This window comes from Enterococcus sp. AZ071 (assembly GCF_050499065.1).
Classification (GTDB): domain Bacteria; phylum Bacillota; class Bacilli; order Lactobacillales; family Enterococcaceae; genus Enterococcus_A; species Enterococcus_A ferrettii.
The window spans coordinates 453,080-473,609 of sequence record NZ_JBIPAS010000002.1 but is presented as its reverse complement, the minus strand read 5'-3'; the positions used below and the strand labels follow the sequence as shown (position 1 = coordinate 473,609).

Here is a 20,530-nt window from a genome sequence, read left to right as displayed (position 1 = left end):
GGGGAGTTGCAAAACGTATGAGTAGAAGAAGAAAAATGGTGTACCGGCATGAACCAATCAAGAAATACCGGATGCACAAGGTTAAGAAGAATTGGGTAGTTAAAGGTGGCGTTGCTGGGGCAATGCTGGTTGGTACAGTGGCAAGCCCAGCAAGCAATCTGTTGGCTCATGCCGCAGAGAATGAAGTAGTGGATGCCACTGGTGAAGGAGTAGGAACGGTTGCCAGTAGTGATCCGGTGGAGGAAGTTGGACAGCAGGGTGGAGATGTTGTTACAGCAGGAACAGATATGCCGCAAAGACCGCAGCCAAGAGCTACGGAGAATCCTGATGGGACAACTACTTGGGTTGCGAACGAGGATGCGGAAGTAACTGTGTCAGACTTATACCTAATTGATGAGAATCTAAATAAATTTAATGAAGTAGCTTCGGATCAGTATTTCGAAAATGGACTTCACATGATAGTGAACATTGATAATTTGTCAAATAAATTAGCTGTTGGCGATGAAATAAAGATTCCAATTAGATTAGAAACTTCAACAGGAATTAATAGTAGCAATGTTTTATCAGAATTAATAGCAAATATTGATGGAATAGGAGGTTTGGCCTATTCGACGGAAGAAAATAGTTTCATTTTAAAAGTTGAAACAACTAGCATAGAAAAAAAGAGGATAGAGATCAATTTAGTTGGTAGATCAAAGTCCAAGTTTTCTTTTACAAAGGGATACGATCCTATAAAGGATAAGTTCGTATGTTTACCAACAACTTTATTACTAAATGATATAGCTGTGGAAACATATAAGTCCACAAATGAAAATGATGCAGGAACTGGAGAACGGGGAATATTTAGTGGCATAAGTCCAAGTTCGGGACGTTTGATGGCTCTTTCAGATTACAAAGTTAATGGAATACTATATTCTGCAGTCAAAGATGGTAAAGGGACACTTCCTACCAACAGAACTGTCGTACAAATAAGCAGAGCTACTGTGGAGTCAGAATCAGAAATACTTAGCTATACAGGAATGAATCAAGAAGAAGATTTAACCTCTACTTGGGACTTAATTTCCCTGCCTAAAGCCGATGGATCCGGTAAAGTTTTTCAAAGTACAGATACTACAAGAAGTGTAGATGGAAGTGTTGTTGGCATTCCTACGAAATACGTAGAAACACCAGATGATGCTACAAATGAAGAAATAACCGAAATTCTGAAAAAGGCTTCGGAAGAGGCTAGTGCGCATAGAAGTCTTGTTTATACTTCAAAAAAGAATTCCGATGGAACGTATACATTTGCTAGAGCGTTTAGTCAATTAGATACAGGTTACAGATTAGTAGATAGTCCAGCATATCTTGCTAGTGGGGCGATTTCTCCTGTCGATTTTTTTGAAAAAAAATATGGTATTTCGTATAAGAATGCTGTCTACGAAGATATGATTAATTATGTTTATGGAAATTACTGTATTGATATAAGATGGAGACCGGAAATTGTTTTTAAAGACCAAAGTGTTCCGCACACTTTAAAAATTGAATATAGTGATTCAATAGGAAATAGGAAAGATACTGAAGGTACTACTACTCCGAATCAATATATTATTGAAGGTCAAACAACAATTGATATTAAGTATGTTGATGATGCTGGGAACACAATAAAAAGTACAGAAACCAAAGCAGGTTTTCCTAGCGATGCTTTAAAGATTACTGAAGAGGATATAGCTGTTGCTGGTTATACCTTAGATAAGACTAAATTACCTGTAGGTGCTGATCCAGAAACAGGAGGAATGACTATTGAGTACCCTGCTGAGGGTGAAGAAACACCGACAATTACCTACTGCTATACGCCTAATGAGTACAAGACAAAAGTAAAATATTTATTAGATCCAGATGGCACAAGAACCAACATGACAGAAATTGACCCTAGTCAAGAACTATCCGGAACGACCGGATCTGAAGACTACATCTTTTCAGAAGACTATCGTGACAAAGGATATGTCTTAGTAGAACAACCGGATATGACTATTACTTTTGGTCCAGATATGGAAGAGTCCTATGATTTCATTTATCAGGAAGTCGGTAGTCTAAGTTACGACACGACAGCCTACAAAGGTTCAGCCGAAGATTTAACAAAAATGACAAGCAATAGTGGACCATATGCAATTAATGATGACTTAGAAACAGTAAAAGATATTAAACTAGCCAACATCCCAGCTGGTTATCATTTAGTAGATGACGATCGAACAGTTTATCAAAATAACAGTACTCTTAGTCCAGCAAGCCCGATAGAGAATACAACCCTAACTTTAGTACCAAATGCAGCAACTGTAACGCATACCTTTGTAGATGATAAAGGACAACCTTTAGAAGGTGTTACTACAATCGTAGATCCAAGTCTTGTAGGCAATGATATTGAAGACAAAGCACAAGTAGTGACAGGTTATTATCTAACAGAAAAAAACGTTACTGGGCATGAATCAAGTAATACAAGTGAGTTAGGAAAAGTAGGCGCAACCGGTGATGTGAAGGTTAAATACACTTATAAAGAAATGGGCAGCTACACCTTTACAGGAGACGGAGAACTAACACCACCAACACCAATAAAATATGAAAATGATTCAACCGATCCAACCAAAAGGAATCCAAATCAAGTTATTGACTATGTTGAAGGGTATTCACCAGTCGATAGTGAAGGAAATCCTTTGAAATGGCTAGACCCTGAGGATGAAACAAAAGGATATATGGCGCCTGAGGTCACATCATTAGATGAAGACACTGCAATAAAATATGAACTAAATGATGATGACAGTGATTCAGACTCGGATAGTGACTCGGATTCAGACTCAGATAGCGACTCGGATAGCGATTCAGACTCGGATAGCGATTCGGACTCAGATAGCGACTCAGATTCAGACAGCGATTCAGATTCGGACAGCGATTCAGACTCAGACAGTGATTCAGACTCAGACAGTGATTCAGACTCAGATAGCGATTCGGATTCAGACAGCGATTCAGACTCAGATAGCGATTCGGATTCAGACAGCGATTCAGATTCAGATAGCGATTCAGACTCGGATAGCGATTCGGATTCAGACAGTGATTCAGACTCGGATAGTGACTCGGATTCAGACAGCGACTCAGACTCAGACAGCGACTCAGATTCAGATAGCGATTCAGACTCGGATAGCGATTCAGATTCAGACAGTGACTCAGATTCAGACAGCGATTCAGACTCGGATAGCGATTCGGACTCAGACAGTGATTCAGACTCGGATAGTGACTCAGATTCGGACAGCGATTCAGACTCAGATAGCGATTCAGATTCGGACAGCGACTCAGATTCGGATAGCGACTCAGATTCAGACAGCGATTCGGACTCAGATAGCGACTCAGATTCAGACAGCGATTCGGACTCAGACAGTGACTCAGATTCAGACAGCGATTCGGACTCGGACAGTGACTCAGATTCGGATAGTGATTCAGACTCAGATTCAGATAGTGACTCGGACTCAGACAGTGACTCAGATTCGGATAGCGATTCGGACTCAGATAGCGATTCAGACTCAGACAGCGATTCGGACTCGGACAGTGACTCAGATTCAGACAGCGATTCAGACTCAGATAGCGACTCAGATTCAGATAGCGATTCGGACTCAGACAGTGACTCAGACTCAGATAGCGACTCAGATTCGGATAGCGATTCAGATTCAGACAGCGATTCAGACTCAGACAGCGATTCGGATTCAGACAGCGATTCAGACTCGGATAGTGACTCAGATTCAGACAGCGATTCAGATTCGGACAGTGACTCAGATTCAGACAGCGATTCGGATTCAGATAGCGATTCAGACTCAGATAGCGACTCGGATTCGGACAGCGATTCAGACTCGGATAGTGACTCAGATTCAGACAGCGATTCAGATTCGGACAGTGATTCGGATTCGGATAGCGACTCAGATTCGGACAGTGATTCGGACTCGGATAGCGATTCAGACTCGGATAGCGACTCGGATTCAGACAGCGATTCAGATTCGGATAGCGACTCAGATTCAGATAGCGACTCAGATTCAGATAGCGATTCGGACTCAGACAGTGACTCAGACTCAGATAGCGACTCAGATTCGGATAGCGATTCAGACTCGGATAGCGATTCAGACTCGGATAGTGACTCAGATTCGGACAGCGACTCAGATTCGGATAGCGATTCAGATTCGGATAGCGATTCAGACTCGGATAGCGATTCGGACTCAGACAGTGATTCAGACTCGGATAGTGACTCGGATTCAGACAGCGATTCAGATTCGGATAGCGATTCAGATTCGGATAGCGACTCAGACTCAGATAGCGATTCAGATTCGGACAGCGACTCAGATTCGGATAGCGATTCAGACTCGGATAGCGATTCGGATTCAGACAGTGATTCAGACTCGGATAGCGATTCGGATTCAGACAGTGACTCAGATTCAGACAGCGATTCAGACTCGGATAGCGATTCGGACTCAGACAGTGATTCAGACTCGGATAGTGACTCGGATTCAGACAGCGATTCAGATTCGGATAGCGATTCAGACTCAGATAGCGATTCGGATTCGGATAGCGACTCAGATTCAGACAGCGATTCAGATTCGGATAGCGATTCAGACTCGGATAGCGACTCAGATTCAGACAGTGACTCAGACTCGGACAGCGATTCAGATTCGGATAGCGACTCAGATTCAGACTCGGATAGCGACTCAGATTCAGACAGCGACTCAGATAGCGACTCAGATTCGGATAGTGACTCAGATTCGGATAGCGACTCAGACTCAGATAGCGACTCAGACTCAGATAGCGACTCAGATTCAGATAGCGATTCAGACTCGGATAGCGACTCAGACTCAGACAGCGATTCAGATTCAGACAGTGACTCGGATTCGGACAGCGATTCAGATTCAGACAGTGATTCAGACTCGGATAGTGATTCAGACTCGGATAGTGACTCGGATTCGGACAGTGATTCGGATTCGGATAGCGACTCAGATTCGGACAGTGATTCGGACTCGGATAGCGACTCAGATTCAGATAGCGATTCGGACTCAGACAGCGACTCAGACTCAGACAGCGACTCAGATTCGGATAGCGATTCAGATTCAGACAGTGATTCAGACTCGGATAGCGACTCAGATTCAGACAGCGATTCGGACTCAGACAGCGACTCAGATTCAGACAGCGATTCGGACTCAGACAGCGACTCAGATTCAGACAGCGATTCGGACTCAGATAGCGACTCAGATTCAGACAGCGACTCAGATTCGGATAGCGATTCAGATTCAGACAGCGATTCGGACTCAGATAGCGACTCAGATTCAGACAGCGATTCGGACTCAGATAGCGACTCAGATTCAGACAGCGATTCGGACTCAGATAGCGACTCAGATTCAGACAGCGATTCAGACTCGGATAGCGACTCAGATTCGGACAGCGATTCAGACTCAGACTCGGATAGCGACTCAGATTCGGATAGCGACTCAGATTCAGATAGTGACTCAGACTCAGATAGTGATTCGGATTCAGACAGCGATTCAGATTCGGATAGTGATTCAGACTCGGACAGCGACTCAGACTCGGATAGTGATTCAGACTCAGATAGCGACTCAGATTCGGATAGTGATTCAGATTCGGACAGCGACTCAGATTCGGATAGTGATTCAGATTCGGACAGCGACTCAGATTCGGATAGTGATTCAGACTCGGATAGTGATTCAGATTCGGATAGCGATTCAGACTCGGACAGTGACTCAGACTCGGATAGCGACTCAGATTCGGATAGTGATTCAGACTCGGACAGCGACTCAGATTCGGATAGTGATTCAGACTCAGATAGCGATTCAGATTCGGATAGCGATTCAGACTCGGATAGCGACTCAGATTCAGACAGCGATTCAGACTCAGATAGCGATTCGGACTCGGATAGCGACTCAGATTCGGACAGCGATTCAGACTCGGATAGCGACTCAGATTCAGACAGCGATTCAGATTCGGACAGTGACTCAGACTCGGACAGCGATTCGGACTCAGATTCAGACAGCGATTCGGATTCAGACAGCGATTCAGATTCGGATAGCGATTCAGACTCCGACAGTGATTCAGACTCAGATAGTGACTCAGATTCAGACAGCGATTCAGACTCGGATAGCGACTCAGATTCAGACAGCGATTCAGATTCAGATAGTGACTCAGATTCAGACAGCGATTCAGATTCGGATAGCGATTCAGACTCGGATAGTGACTCAGATTCAGACAGCGATTCAGACTCAGATAGCGATTCAGATTCGGATAGTGATTCAGACTCGGACAGCGACTCAGACTCGGATAGTGATTCAGACTCAGATAGCGACTCAGATTCGGATAGCGACTCAGATTCAGACAGCGATTCAGATTCGGATAGCGATTCAGACTCGGATAGTGATTCAGATTCGGACAGCGACTCAGATTCGGACAGCGATTCGGACTCCGACAGCGATTCAGATTCGGATAGCGATTCAGACTCAGATAGTGATTCGGACTCGGATAGCGACTCAGATAGTGACTCGGATTCAGATAGCGACTCAGACTCGGACAGTGATTCGGATTCAGATAGCGACTCAGACTCAGATAGTGACTCGGATTCAGACAGCGACTCAGATTCGGATAGCGATTCAGACTCGGACAGTGATTCGGACTCGGATAGCGATTCAGACTCGGATAGTGATTCGGACTCGGATAGCGATTCAGACTCAGACAGCGACTCAGATTCAGACAGCGATTCAGATTCGGATAGCGATTCAGACTCAGATAGTGATTCGGACTCGGATAGCGACTCAGACTCAGATAGCGATTCGGACTCGGATAGCGACTCAGATTCAGACAGCGATTCGGACTCGGATAGCGATTCAGATTCAGACAGCGACTCAGATTCAGACAGCGACTCAGATTCAGATAGCGATTCAGACTCGGATAGCGACTCAGACGCTGATTATGATCATTGGATTGTCAATCCACCAACATTAAATCCTAATAAAGGTGGAGATACTGTTATTTCTGGAAATATACCAAGTCAGAATATGGATTACGATCGGACGTACACAGTTGACATATATGTCAATGGCCAATTGATTGTTGGTGGAGTGGCCGTGGATTCTGAGGGGAATTTCTTCTATGATTTAGCTGAAATTGCAAATGAATACGCAAGACTGACTGGAAAAGTACTTGAAGAAGGCGATGTCGTGACCGCTATAGTCAAAGGGCATCAAGAAGGAAAAGAAGATAAAGAAAGCCAAACAGCGAGTACGGTGGTTCAAGGTGACTCAGACAGCGATTCGGACTCAGATAGCGACTCAGATTCAGACAGCGATTCGGACTCAGATAGCGATTCGGACTCAGATAGCGATTCGGACTCAGATAGCGATTCGGACTCAGATAGCGACTCAGATTCAGACAGCGATTCGGACTCAGATAGCGATTCGGACTCAGATAGCGATTCGGACTCAGATAGCGACTCAGATTCAGACAGCGATTCGGACTCAGATAGCGATTCGGACTCAGATAGCGACTCAGATTCAGACAGCGATTCGGACTCAGATAGCGATTCGGACTCAGATAGCGACTCAGATTCAGACAGCGATTCGGACTCAGATAGCGACTCAGATTCAGACAGCGATTCAGACTCGGATAGTGACTCAGATTCAGACAGCGATTCGGACTCAGATAGCGACTCAGATTCAGACAGTGATTCAGATTCCGATAAACCTAAAACACTTCCAGGTACAGGGTCAAGCGGGTCGTCAGGCACTTCCTTGAGCAAGAAATCACTTCCTAGTACGGGTACAGAAGACAGCCAGCTGCTCTATTCTGTTGCTGGATTGGGAATGGTTGGATTAGGTCTTACTTTCTATGAGGTTTCAAAGAAAAAGAAAAGAAGAAACGAGAAACCAGAATAAGTAAGCCGTTCATGTGATTAGTGAATGAGGCTACACAACTAGAACCAGGTCAACTGTGTAGCTTCATTCTCTCAAAGGGAGGAAAGTGTTGATGGATTTAAATAAGATGAAGCGGGAATATCAACCGCTGAGTGAAAAAACGATTGTCTATCGAAGGACCGGGAAAAAAATAGTGTTAGCCAGCAGTCCGCTATTGGTGCTATTCTTAAGCTCCTTAACTGTGAGCAATGTTTATGCTACTACGTCTACTCCCCAAGACCCCGTAAGAAATCATACAGATTTTACTTTTGAAACAGTGAGTGAGTTTATTTCGCTGAGTAATGGGATAGGTACGCAGTCCAGGGATTATTTTGAAGAGCCAGGGGATATTGGTTCTTCCTCAGCTAAAAGAAAAATTTGGGTAGAAGTTGTACTTAACACTTTAAATAAAACTGGTGTATTCATTAATGAACCAGAGGTTATTGAAAAAATAGAAAATATGCTAGCAGTCAGAGCTGCCAACTCTTTAGATAGAAAGATAGTTGAAGCTGCAGCGTCTGAGGTAGACGCTGCAGTTGAGGAAGCTAAAAACTTAAGAAACGGTGCGATGACAGAAGCAATCACCGAGATGAGAAAGGATAAAAGAAATCCTACAGGTGGGCGATCCACTTACTATAAATTCATAGGAGGAGCTTTCGATGACCTTAATGTAACCTATGCAGCAGTCAGTGCGAATCCACCAACTAAAACAACTAGCGACTTGGAAGATGCTACAGCAGCGCATGCTGAACTGAGAATTCAAGTCGATGCGGAAATCAGAGCCTATAAAGGAAAACCAGGCCCTCTTTCTGATCAGTGGGTAGCGAAAGCGAATGTTACCTATAGTTATGTGGATACGTTCGGGAATCCAATTGCTGAGGACACAACTGTTGAAGAAGAAGTAGGCGCAGCAGTTCCTGAGAATAAATTGGAGATTCCTGATTATACCTTCAAGGAAGTTCAAGCAGGTTCATCCGAAACTGTTTTAGAAAATGATGCGTCAAGAGTCACTTATGTTTATGAAGGAAATCCAACTACGGTTACCTATCGTTACGTAAGTGATACGGGCAAAGAACTAACAGCTGATGAAGTTAACTCGGAGTATCTAGTGGGTCAGGCAATTATTGCCCCTGAAGCAAAGACTTTTGAGCAGTATACCTTTGCTAGAAGAGAAGGAGATACTATTGCCCAGCCTAATGGTTCATCGATCATTACGTATATCTATGAAGGGAACGACTCAACAGTTACTTATCGATATTTGAATCAACACGGAGATGAAGTCCATCCAACTGTAACGGATACTCAACGTTTTGATGATACGGTTACCAACAAGGAAGAAGCAATCCCCGGCTACGATCTTGTGGAAACCGATAGTAATTCAGAAACTGTTCTGGCAGATAACAAAACCGTCGTTACCTATATCTATGAGGGGCAAGCAAAGACGATTTCTTACACGTATGTCGACAGAAATGGCCAAACAATTTATACAGACACTGAATCAGTAAAGGTTGGCGATAAGATTACAGAAAAGATTCAAGTGGTTACTGGCTATATCTATGTAGAGAAACAAGGTGGATCGTCAGAGGGAATCATTGGTGCGGAAGATACACCAACAATTACCTATGTATATGGTAAATTAGGCCAATACGTTCTTGAAAAAGATGGAGAAGAAACGCTTATTGACTATGTCAATGACCCAGAGGATGCAAGTGGGATTCTGGAAGGAGCTGAAATTCCTTATGAACCTGGCTATGTAGCGACACAAGATGGAGAAGAATTAGAACTGATCGATGAAACGGACCCTAGCCTAGGGTATACGAAAAGGGAAATAACCAATCCAGAACAAGATACAAAGATCACTTATGTAAAAGATGATGATTCAGATAGTGACTCGGATGCCGACAGCGATTCAGACTCAGATAGCGATTCGGACTCAGACAGTGATTCAGACTCGGATAGTGACTCAGATTCAGATAGCGATTCAGACTCGGACAGCGACTCTGACTCGGATTCAGACAGCGATTCAGATTCGGATAGTGACTCAGACTCAGATAGCGATTCAGATTCGGATAGTGACTCAGATTCGGATAGTGACTCAGATTCAGATAGCGACTCAGACTCGGATAGCGATTCAGACTCCGACAGTGATTCAGATTCAGACAGCGATTCGGACTCGGATAGTGATTCGGACTCAGATAGCGATTCAGATTCAGACAGCGATTCGGACTCGGACAGCGACTCAGACTCGGATTCAGACAGCGATTCGGACTCGGACAGCGATTCAGACTCAGATAGCGACTCGGATTCAGATAGTGATTCGGACTCAGATAGCGACTCAGACTCGGACAGCGACTCTGACTCGGATTCAGACAGCGATTCAGATTCGGATAGTGACTCAGACTCAGATAGCGATTCAGATTCGGATAGTGACTCAGATTCGGATAGCGACTCAGACTCGGATAGCGATTCAGACTCCGACAGTGACTCAGACTCAGATAGCGACTCGGATTCGGATAGTGATTCGGATTCGGACAGTGACTCAGATTCAGACTCGGATAGTGACTCAGATAGTGACTCAGATAGTGACTCAGATAGTGACTCAGATAGTGACTCAGATAGCGATTCAGATTCGGACAGCGATTCAGACTCAGATAGCGACTCAGATTCGGATAGCGATTCAGATTCGGATAGTGACTCGGACTCAGATAGCGACTCAGACTCAGACAGTGACTCGGATTCAGATAGCGATTCAGATTCGGACAGCGATTCAGACTCAGATAGCGACTCAGACTCCGACAGTGACTCGGATTCAGACAGCGATTCGGATTCGGATAGTGACTCGGACTCAGATAGCGACTCAGATTCGGATAGCGATTCAGACTCCGACAGTGACTCGGATTCAGACAGTGACTCGGATTCAGACAGCGATTCGGATAGTGACTCGGACTCAGATAGCGATTCAGATTCGGATAGCGACTCAGATTCGGATAGCGATTCGGACTCGGATAGTGATTCAGATTCGGACAGCGATTCAGATTCGGATAGTGATTCGGACTCGGATAGTGATTCAGATTCGGACAGCGATTCAGACTCAGATAGCGACTCAGATTCGGATAGTGATTCAGATTCAGACAGCGATTCGGACTCGGATAGCGACTCAGATTCGGACAGTGACTCGGACTCGGATAGCGATTCAGATAGCGATTCGGATTCAGACAGTGATTCAGACTCGGATAGTGACTCAGATTCAGACAGTGACTCGGACTCGGATAGCGATTCAGACTCAGATAGCGACTCAGATTCGGACAGTGACTCGGACAGCGATTCAGACTCAGATAGCGATTCGGATTCAGACAGCGATTCAGACTCAGACAGCGATTCAGATTCGGATAGTGATTCGGACTCGGATAGTGATTCAGATTCGGACAGCGATTCAGACTCAGATAGCGACTCAGATTCGGATAGTGATTCAGATTCAGACAGCGATTCGGACTCGGATAGCGACTCAGATTCGGACAGTGACTCGGACTCGGATAGCGATTCAGACTCAGATAGCGACTCAGATTCAGATAGCGACTCAGATTCGGACAGTGACTCGGACTCGGACAGCGATTCAGACTCGGATAGTGATTCAGATTCGGACAGCGATTCAGACTCAGATAGCGACTCGGATTCAGATAGCGACTCGGACTCGGATAGCGACTCAGATTCAGATAGCGACTCAGATTCGGATAGCGATTCGGACTCGGATAGCGACTCAGACTCAGATAGCGATTCAGATTCGGATAGCGACTCAGATTCAGATAGCGACTCAGATTCAGATAGTGACTCAGATTCAGACAGCGATTCAGACTCAGATAGCGACTCAGATTCGGATAGCGATTCAGATTCAGACAGCGATTCGGACTCGGATAGCGACTCAGATTCGGACAGTGACTCGGACTCGGATAGCAATTCAGATTCAGATAGCGATTCGGATTCAGACAGTGATTCAGACTCAGATTCGGACAGCGATTCAGACTCAGATAGCGACTCAGATTCGGATAGCGACTCAGATTCGGACAGCGATTCAGACTCGGATAGTGATTCAGATTCGGACAGCGATTCAGACTCAGATAGTGACTCAGATTCGGACAGTGACTCAGATTCAGACAGCGATTCAGATTCAGACAGTGACTCAGATTCAGACAGCGATTCAGACTCGGATAGCGACTCAGATTCGGACAGCGACTCGGACTCAGACAGTGACTCAGATTCAGATAGCGATTCGGACTCGGATAGCGACTCAGATTCGGATAGTGATTCGGACTCGGATAGCGACTCAGATTCGGATAGTGATTCGGACTCAGATTCAGACAGCGACTCAGACTCGGATAGCGATTCAGACTCAGATAGCGACTCAGATAGCGACTCAGATTCGGATAGTGATTCAGACTCGGATAGCGACTCAGATTCAGACAGCGATTCAGACTCGGATAGCGACTCAGATTCAGATAGTGACTCAGATTCGGATAGCGACTCAGATTCAGACTCGGATAGCGACTCAGACTCAGACAGCGATTCGGACTCGGATAGCGACTCAGATTCAGACAGCGATTCGGACTCGGATAGCGACTCAGATTCAGACAGCGATTCGGACTCGGATAGCGACTCAGACTCGGATAGCGACTCAGATTCAGACAGTGATTCAGATTCAGATAGCGATTCGGACTCAGACAGCGATTCGGATTCAGATAGCGACTCAGATTCGGATAGCGATTCAGATTCAGACAGTGATTCGGACTCAGATAGTGACTCAGATTCAGACAGTGACTCAGATTCGGATAGCGACTCAGATTCGGATAGCGATTCGGACTCAGATAGTGACTCAGATTCGGATAGCGATTCAGATTCAGACAGTGATTCAGACTCGGATAGCGACTCGGACTCAGACAGCGACTCGGACAGTGACTCAGATTCGGACAGCGATTCAGACTCAGACAGCGACTCAGATTCAGATAGTGATTCAGACTCGGATAGCGACTCAGATTCAGACAGCGATTCAGACTCGGATAGCGACTCAGACTCAGATAGTGACTCAGATTCGGATAGCGACTCAGACTCAGATAGCGATTCAGACTCAGATAGCGACTCAGACTCAGATAGCGACTCAGATTCGGATAGCGACTCAGACTCAGATAGCGACTCAGATTCAGACAGCGATTCGGATTCGGATAGCGATTCAGACTCAGATAGCGACTCAGATTCAGACAGTGATTCAGACTCGGATAGCGACTCAGATTCAGATAGCGACTCAGATTCGGATAGCGATTCGGACTCGGATAGCGACTCAGACTCAGATAGCGATTCAGATTCGGATAGCGACTCAGACTCAGATAGCGACTCAGATTCAGATAGCGACTCAGATTCAGACAGCGATTCGGATTCGGATAGCGATTCAGACTCAGATAGCGACTCAGACTCAGATAGCGACTCAGATTCAGACAGCGATTCGGATTCGGATAGCGATTCAGACTCAGATAGCGACTCAGATTCAGACAGTGATTCAGACTCGGATAGCGACTCAGATTCAGATAGCGACTCAGATTCGGATAGCGATTCGGACTCGGATAGCGACTCAGACTCAGATAGCGATTCAGATTCGGATAGCGACTCAGACTCAGATAGCGACTCAGATTCAGATAGCGACTCAGATTCAGATAGTGACTCAGATTCAGACAGCGATTCGGATTCGGATAGCGATTCAGACTCAGATAGCGACTCAGATTCGGATAGTGACTCAGACTCGGACAGCGATTCAGATTCGGATAGCGATTCAGACTCAGATAGCGACTCAGATTCGGATAGTGACTCAGACTCGGACAGTGACTCAGATTCAGATAGCGATTCAGACTCGGATAGTGACTCAGACTCGGACAGCGATTCAGACTCAGACAGCGATTCGGACTCGGATAGCGACTCAGATTCAGACAGCGATTCAGATTCGGATAGCGATTCAGACTCGGACAGTGACTCAGATTCAGATAGCGATTCAGACTCGGATAGTGACTCAGATTCAGATAGCGATTCGGACTCGGACAGTGACTCGGATTCGGACAGTGACTCAGACTCAGATAGCGATTCAGATTCGGATAGCGACTCGGATTCAGACAGTGACTCAGATTCAGATAGTGATTCAGATTCGGATAGCGATTCAGACTCAGATAGTGATTCGGACTCAGATAGCGACTCAGATTCGGATAGTGACTCAGATTCGGATAGCGATTCGGATTCAGACAGCGATTCAGATTCAGATAGCGACTCAGATTCAGACAGCGATTCGGACTCAGATAGCGATTCAGATTCGGATAGTGACTCAGATTCGGATAGCGATTCGGATTCAGACAGCGATTCAGATTCAGATAGCGACTCAGATTCAGACAGCGATTCGGACTCAGATAGAGATTCAGACGGGGATGTTGATTATGACGATTGGGTAGTTACTCCACCAACACTGAATCCAAATTACGTAGGTGGTTCTGTGATTACTGGGTATGTGCCTAATCAGAATACGGATTTCGATAGATACTACACCATCGATCTTTATATCAATGGTCAATTATTTATTGCTGATTTTGCTGTGACTCCTGGAAGCAGCTTCTCGATTGATTTGAATGATTATATTCAGAATCTCGCGCGCTTAGTAGGGATTACCTTGGAAGATGGCGATGTAGTTGAAATTGTTTTGAAGGGCCATCAGCCTGGAGAAGAACAAAAAGAAAGTGAAAAGGTGAAGGATATCGTGAAGTCTGATGGTGATTCAGATTCGGATAGCGACTCGGATTCGGACAGTGATTCAGACTCGGATAGCGATTCAGATTCGGACAGTGATTCGGACTCGGATAGCGATTCAGATTCAGACAGCGACTCGGATTCGGACAGTGATTCGGACTCGGATAGCGACTCAGACTCGGATAGCGACTCAGATTCAGATAGTGATTCGGACTCAGATAGCGACTCAGACTCGGACAGCGATTCAGACTCGGATAGCGACTCAGATTCAGACAGTGATTCAGATACGGACAAACCGACTCCGAAGAAGGGACCTTCTCAGACAGTGAAAGCTGGTTCATTACCGAAGACAGGGACCGAAGTGAAAGAAGCAGCCTATCCAGCTGCTGGTTTGGGCTTGCTTGGACTTGGCTTGCTTGGACTGAAGGACAAGCTGAAGCGTAAGAAACGCAAGACCAAAGATACAATTGATGAATTTTTCGATCATGAAGAGTAGGAAACAGTAAGGAAACGAACGATCTCTCTAGAACTAAGAATTAATCTTTTTAGACGGATCGTTCGTTTTTTTCAATCGTATGGCTTTTTTTTTACAGAAAGGGAAGATATGAAGAAAAAAATCGTTCAGTTTTGTTCTTTTTTGCTGATTGTTGTCGGATTTTTTCTTCTATTTAATAAACCGCTGATCAATTATTTTATAAAGGATACGGGTGCAGCTTATGACATTGGACATCTATCGAAGCAGCAATTAGCGAAGAACAAACAGAAACAGGCGCCCTTTGATTTCGATCAAGTGAAGTCGCTCAGCTCAGAGGCGGTTGTGAAATCACAACTGGCTGGACGAAAAAAGGAGCTGCCAGTGATTGCGAGTATCGCGATTCCTAGTGTGAAGATTCGGCTGCCGATTTTTAAAGGATTATCCAATGAAGGGTTGTTATATGGTGCCGGGACTCTGTCACCTGATCAGGAAATGGGAACAGGAAATTATGCCTTGGCCAGTCATCGTTCGGATCAAGCGGAGCTTTTGTTTACACCGCTTGAAGAAATTCAGTTGGGAGATGTGATCTATTTAACGGATCTATCCAGTGTTTATACCTATCAAACGGTGCATAAGGAGAAAGTCCGTCCAACGCAGACGGAAGTGTTGGCGATCGTTCCAGAGAGGAAGCTGTTAACGTTGATCACTTGTGGGGATTTGTATGCGACGAGTCGTTTGGTGGTTCAAGGAGAATTGGTTGACGTTCAACCCATGAAGCGACTGTCGAAGGAAGCCGCCCAAGCTTTTCAACTGCCGATTCGATCCTATTGAGAAAGAAACAAAAACAGGAGGCACTGCTTGGCTGAAGGAAAGAGAGGAAACGCGCATGCAGCTGATCTTAGTATTGACAAAGAATGTACTAATGGAACAAGGGTTACAGGGACAATTGCAGCAGCTGAATTATGAAGTACTGTGCTCGGTTCAGGCGTTGCAGCATGTCAGAAAAGAAGACTTTGTGATGAACGATTATCGCGTAGTGATTTTCAGTGAAACGATCACAAATAGGGAGATTGCGGAGGTGTTGCCGCGATTAGCAACAGCTAATGTGGCGGTCTTTCGCAAATTCAGTGGGGCGCCGACGATAGACGAGCAAGAACAATTGCGGGTATTGGGCGTAACCGAGTGGATGACAGAAAATCTGTCGTTGGATCAACTAAGGGAATGCTTGGCTGAGAAAATGGAACAGGTTCAACAAACAGAAGAAAAACAGCGCGTGGCCTTGCACCAGCATTCGGCGATGACCGAAAGGCTGCAGGAGCATTTTATAAAAACATTAACGAAAAAGGAGCAACAGCTCTTTCACTATTTGCAAACGACCAATGGTGGCATTGTTTCCCGCGAGGAGCTGTGCGACTACCTCTGGAAGGAGCCGTTGAATCATTCGCGCATGTCTCAGCTATCTGTGCTAGTGAAAAAGATCAAAGAAAAGCTGGCAGCAGCTGGTTTTAGTGAAGATCTTTTACAAACGATTTGGGGCAGCGGGTATTGTTTGAGCCCAGAGTTTTCAATGAGTCTTGTGGAATGACCCACCAACAAAGGAAAGACAAGGAGTGTATGTGTATGAATAGGATACTGATTCTTACCAAAAATATATTGGCTGAGCAGCAGCTTCAAAAGCAGCTGCAATTATTAAACTATGAAGTGTTTTGTTCCGCTGAAACCTTCAATAATCATCGGATGCTTTCGATCGTTCAATTTTTCCCCATCGTCTTGTTGAGTGAAACAATGAGTAATCTAGAGGTGAGTAAAATTATTGCGGCCCTTAGTGAAGGTAAAAATATGGCGCTTCGCCTGACTTCTGAAAGCGAACGCAATGAAGAAGAAAAAGAAGCCGGTATTTTTGGCTATCTGTCAAAAGCACTTTCATTTGATAGCATGCGGGAAAAATTAGTCTTGTTGCAAAGTACTTATTACGAAGAACGGCTAGAAAATAAAAGCCAAGAATGTCCGCCGGTTCAGAGAATGGAGAATCGGACGTTGGAAACCGCAACGGGCCGGATTTATTTCTCTAAAAAGGAAGAGCGGCTGTTTCAGCTGTTGCTGGAAGCACAAGGGGGAATGCTTTCTCGTGCTGAAATCTGTGAAGTGCTGTGGTCAGAAGGTGAAACCGATTCGAATCGCAGTCAGCTCTCTTGTATTGCCACTAAAATCAAAAGCAAGTTCAAGAAAATCGGCTACCAAGGGGATTCCCTCATTACGAAATGGGGACAGGGCTATGCCTTGGCACCGGAATTTTTCGTCTATCTGACAACGGGTCAGAGTGATAGCGGGTATGCAGAATATTCGGGAATGGCTGACCGACTAAGCCCAATGAGTGTCTGACGATTGAGTCAGAAGACAACTAAGAGAAACGCTAGAATTGAGGTGGCAAATGAGAGCCATTGTGATGGATATCGATAATACCTTTTGTGAGAAAAAGGGTGAGAAGGAATACACCGATCTTGAGCCAATTAAAGAAGTGGTGGATCAAATGAAGCAATACAAGGAAAAGGGCTACACAATTATTTTGTATACCGCCAGACAAATGCGTACCTATCAGGGAAATGTGGGATTGATCACGGCAAATATGGTGCCTGTGCTTACAGAATGGCTGGAGAAATGGGCGATTCCTTACGATGAACTGCATGTAGGGAAGCCTTGGTGTGGTCAAGGCTTCTATGTCGATGATCGAGCCATTCGTCCCAGTGAATTCCTGGAATGGACGGAAGAAGAAATTTTACAACGAATTGAGGATGACCGATGGAAGCAGTGATGATTTTAAATACGAAAAAGATTTCGGCAAATATGCAGACACGCTTTGGATCGATCTACCCGCTGATGCTGCCTTTTGAGGAGGGCACAATCGAGGATAGTTTGTTAGAACAATACCATGAGAAGGACTTTGTATTTATTCTATCTGATCAAAGTCAGGCAGAAGCGAATGAGTTAATTAAGCAACGTTCAGAGTCAGTTTATGAGCTGTATTTAACGGATAGCGAGAGTCGTACATTATTTCAAGCCGTCAGTAATGGCTTGCGTCGGATGTTGTCCTTTGTAAACGATGATTTTCATTTGACGATTCACTTTGGCGATACGATTGTGAAGGAGAATTTCTTTGCGGCAAAAGACTTCATTGTGATTGGTCACCGGGATAACGTGACACCGTGGACCAGTGTCGTTCGTGAAGAAGGGGCGCTGCTCTTCAGTAGTAAAAATGATTCTTCGCAGGACAAGCCGACGGACCAGCTGGTGGCGGGAGTTTTTGGCTTTCGCAGCGGACAAGCCTTTCACGACTGCGTACCCTTACTGTCGGGAAAATATGATCGGTGGGAAAACCACAAAGATGACAGCCGCTCCTTTTATGAAGCCATTAAGCAGTACGACAAAACGGATCACTTAGTCGAATTAATCTCAACCGATGCGTGGCTGGACTTAGGCCATGAGAGGGAGTACTTAGAAACGAAAAAATTGGTTCAAGCGCGATTCTTCAACTCGATTACGATTGACGACCAGCGTGGAATCTTAACCAAGAAGAGTGACGATACCACGAAGCTGATACACGAAATTGAATGGTACATCAAAATGCCGGAGGCGCTGCAGTTCTTTACACCTCGTATCTACAATTATTCCTTGGATCAAAAGCAGCCATGCGTGGAGATGGAATATTATCCCTATGAAACCCTGCATAATCTATACATCTACGGAAATTTAGAGATCAGTGATTGGGAAAAGATTATGAACAAGCTGATGTTTGTTCGTCAGGAAATGAAGCAGCACTCTGAGAAGAAGCAGCTGGACCCGCAGGACTTGAAGGCTATTTACTACCAGAAAACCGTGGATCGAGTCGAACGTTTGATGGAAGATCCAGCGTTTCAAGTGTTCTATGAAGCAGCACCAACGATTAATGGTGTGACCTATCAGCCAGTCAAGGGAATGATGGAGCGATTACTTAGTTTATTGGAACACCATCAGTTAATTAGTGAAAAACCCGCTTCAATCATTCATGGCGACTTTTGCATGAGTAATATTCTGTTTGAAGTAAGTAATCAGCTGGTGAAGCTGATTGATCCGCGGGGTAAATTCGGTTCTTTCGATATTTATGGCGATGATTTCTATGATATTGCCAAAATTATGCACAGCTTTGAGGGGGCCTATGACCACATTATTACGGATCAATTCAGCTTAGCGGAAAAGTCTGCGATGGTTTATTCCTACACGATTCATAAAACAGCTTTACAACAGGAAATTACGGGATTGGTTAACAAGAGTATTGCCCAGCTGTATCCAATCGAACAGGTTCGTTTGATTGAAGGATTGTTGTTCTTGTCGATGATTCCCTTACACGCGGATTATCCAGAGCGGCAGAAGGTGATGTTTGGGCAGGCGATGAAGCTTTTGGCACCGTATTTGAAAGGATTTTAATTATGCCCTTAACCAAATATACTGATCGACTAGGTGATTTTTTAGAGGAACATCATGTTTACTTTGGCATTAACAAATTTAGGCGCTTAAAAGAAGGAGCACCTTTACGCTATCCTACGAACTTGAAAATTGAACCTCATTGTGTTTTTGGAGTAGGAAATACTCTCACTTCAATGGGGACTTGTTCTTATAGCCATAGCAGGTTGACTGAATTTACTACAGTTGGACGCTATTGTTCGATTGCACCGAATCTTAAGATTATGGGTGTGCAGCATCCTATTGAACGATTTACTACCTCAAACATTTCTTATTCTGTTCATCCAGCTAATGTGAGTGTACCGTTAGCTGCTGGAACTGAGAAAGGAAATTTTCAAGCCATTCCGTACAAGCAGATTCCTTCAGGAGTACAAATTCAAAACGATGTTTGGGTTGGCGATAACGTAACTTTTAAACAAGGTATTGTCATTGGGCATGGTTCAATAGTTGCTACGGGTGCAGTTGTCACCAAAGATGTTCCACCGTATGCGGTAGTTGGTGGTGTACCGGCCAAAATTCTGTATTATCGCTTCAGAAAACCGATTATTGAAAATCTGCTGGACTTGAATTGGTGGGATTATTGCTATTGGACTTTTGATGGGATCAAAGCTAGTGATGGTATCGAATATTTTATTGATAGGATTCAGGAGATGAAGGTGCAGAATAAGTTGAAAAAAGTGTCTGAGTTGACCGTTGTTACAGCTGAAGACATCCGAAAATACACCTAAAAGAATGCACTTGGTAAACGTTTGATTAGATAGGAATAAATTACGGAACCGAAATTCCGTTAGGTAAGTTTTGGGCTGCCAAGAATAATCCTTACTCA

General features: G+C 44.7%; 8 protein-coding genes. All 8 read left to right on the top strand.

The window, feature by feature from the left end; genetic code table 11:
- Window positions 1-17: 17 nt before the first annotated feature.
- The 8 genes from IGI49_RS20740 (at window position 18) to IGI49_RS20705 (ending at window position 20,432) form a co-directional block, all read left to right on the top strand.
- Window positions 18-7,943 (top strand): LPXTG cell wall anchor domain-containing protein, encoded by a 7,926-nt coding sequence (locus IGI49_RS20740; protein WP_429965682.1) that lies wholly within the window; start codon window positions 18-20, stop codon window positions 7,941-7,943.
- Window positions 7,944-8,034: 91 nt separating this feature from the next.
- Window positions 8,035-15,228: a MucBP domain-containing protein gene (locus IGI49_RS20735; RefSeq protein WP_429965683.1), complete on the top strand. Its 7,194-nt coding sequence runs from the start codon at window positions 8,035-8,037 to the stop codon at window positions 15,226-15,228.
- 108 nt (window positions 15,229-15,336) lie between these two features.
- Window positions 15,337-16,038 carry a class A sortase gene (locus tag IGI49_RS20730; RefSeq protein ID WP_429965684.1) on the top strand — a complete coding sequence of 234 codons (702 nt, stop codon included), beginning with the start codon at window positions 15,337-15,339 and terminating at the stop codon, window positions 16,036-16,038.
- 55 nt (window positions 16,039-16,093) lie between these two features.
- On the top strand, window positions 16,094-16,792 hold the full coding sequence (locus IGI49_RS20725; protein WP_429965685.1) for a winged helix-turn-helix domain-containing protein: 699 nt from the start codon (window positions 16,094-16,096) through the stop codon (window positions 16,790-16,792).
- A gap of 35 nt (window positions 16,793-16,827) precedes the next feature.
- Entirely contained in the window at window positions 16,828-17,589 is a 762-nt protein-coding gene (locus IGI49_RS20720) for a helix-turn-helix domain-containing protein (protein ID WP_429965686.1), read from the top strand.
- Window positions 17,590-17,638: 49 nt separating this feature from the next.
- Complete coding sequence (locus tag IGI49_RS20715; protein ID WP_429965687.1) at window positions 17,639-18,019, top strand: capsular biosynthesis protein; 381 nt, start codon at window positions 17,639-17,641, stop codon at window positions 18,017-18,019.
- A complete protein-coding gene (locus tag IGI49_RS20710) occupies window positions 18,007-19,668 on the top strand; it encodes a hypothetical protein (protein WP_429965688.1) in 1,662 nt (553 codons plus the stop codon). The genes IGI49_RS20715 and IGI49_RS20710 overlap by 13 nt, the downstream gene beginning before the upstream one ends.
- Window positions 19,669-19,670: 2 nt before the next feature.
- On the top strand, window positions 19,671-20,432 hold the full coding sequence (locus IGI49_RS20705) for a CatB-related O-acetyltransferase (protein ID WP_429965689.1): 762 nt from the start codon (window positions 19,671-19,673) through the stop codon (window positions 20,430-20,432).
- The last annotated feature ends 98 nt before the right edge of the window (window positions 20,433-20,530 follow it).

Bases quoted from the DNA above. Each gene is read 5' to 3' on its own strand.
- IGI49_RS20740 (WP_429965682.1), top strand. From the start codon at position 18: ATGAGTAGAAGAAGAAAAATGGTGTACCGGCATGAACCAATCAAGAAA.
- IGI49_RS20735 (WP_429965683.1), top strand. From the start codon at position 8,035: ATGGATTTAAATAAGATGAAGCGGGAATATCAACCGCTGAGTGAAAAA.
- IGI49_RS20730 (WP_429965684.1), top strand. From the start codon at position 15,337: ATGAAGAAAAAAATCGTTCAGTTTTGTTCTTTTTTGCTGATTGTTGTC.
- IGI49_RS20725 (WP_429965685.1), top strand. From the start codon at position 16,094: ATGCAGCTGATCTTAGTATTGACAAAGAATGTACTAATGGAACAAGGG.
- IGI49_RS20720 (WP_429965686.1), top strand. From the start codon at position 16,828: ATGAATAGGATACTGATTCTTACCAAAAATATATTGGCTGAGCAGCAG.
- IGI49_RS20715 (WP_429965687.1), top strand. From the start codon at position 17,639: ATGAGAGCCATTGTGATGGATATCGATAATACCTTTTGTGAGAAAAAG.
- IGI49_RS20710 (WP_429965688.1), top strand. From the start codon at position 18,007: ATGGAAGCAGTGATGATTTTAAATACGAAAAAGATTTCGGCAAATATG.
- IGI49_RS20705 (WP_429965689.1), top strand. From the start codon at position 19,671: ATGCCCTTAACCAAATATACTGATCGACTAGGTGATTTTTTAGAGGAA.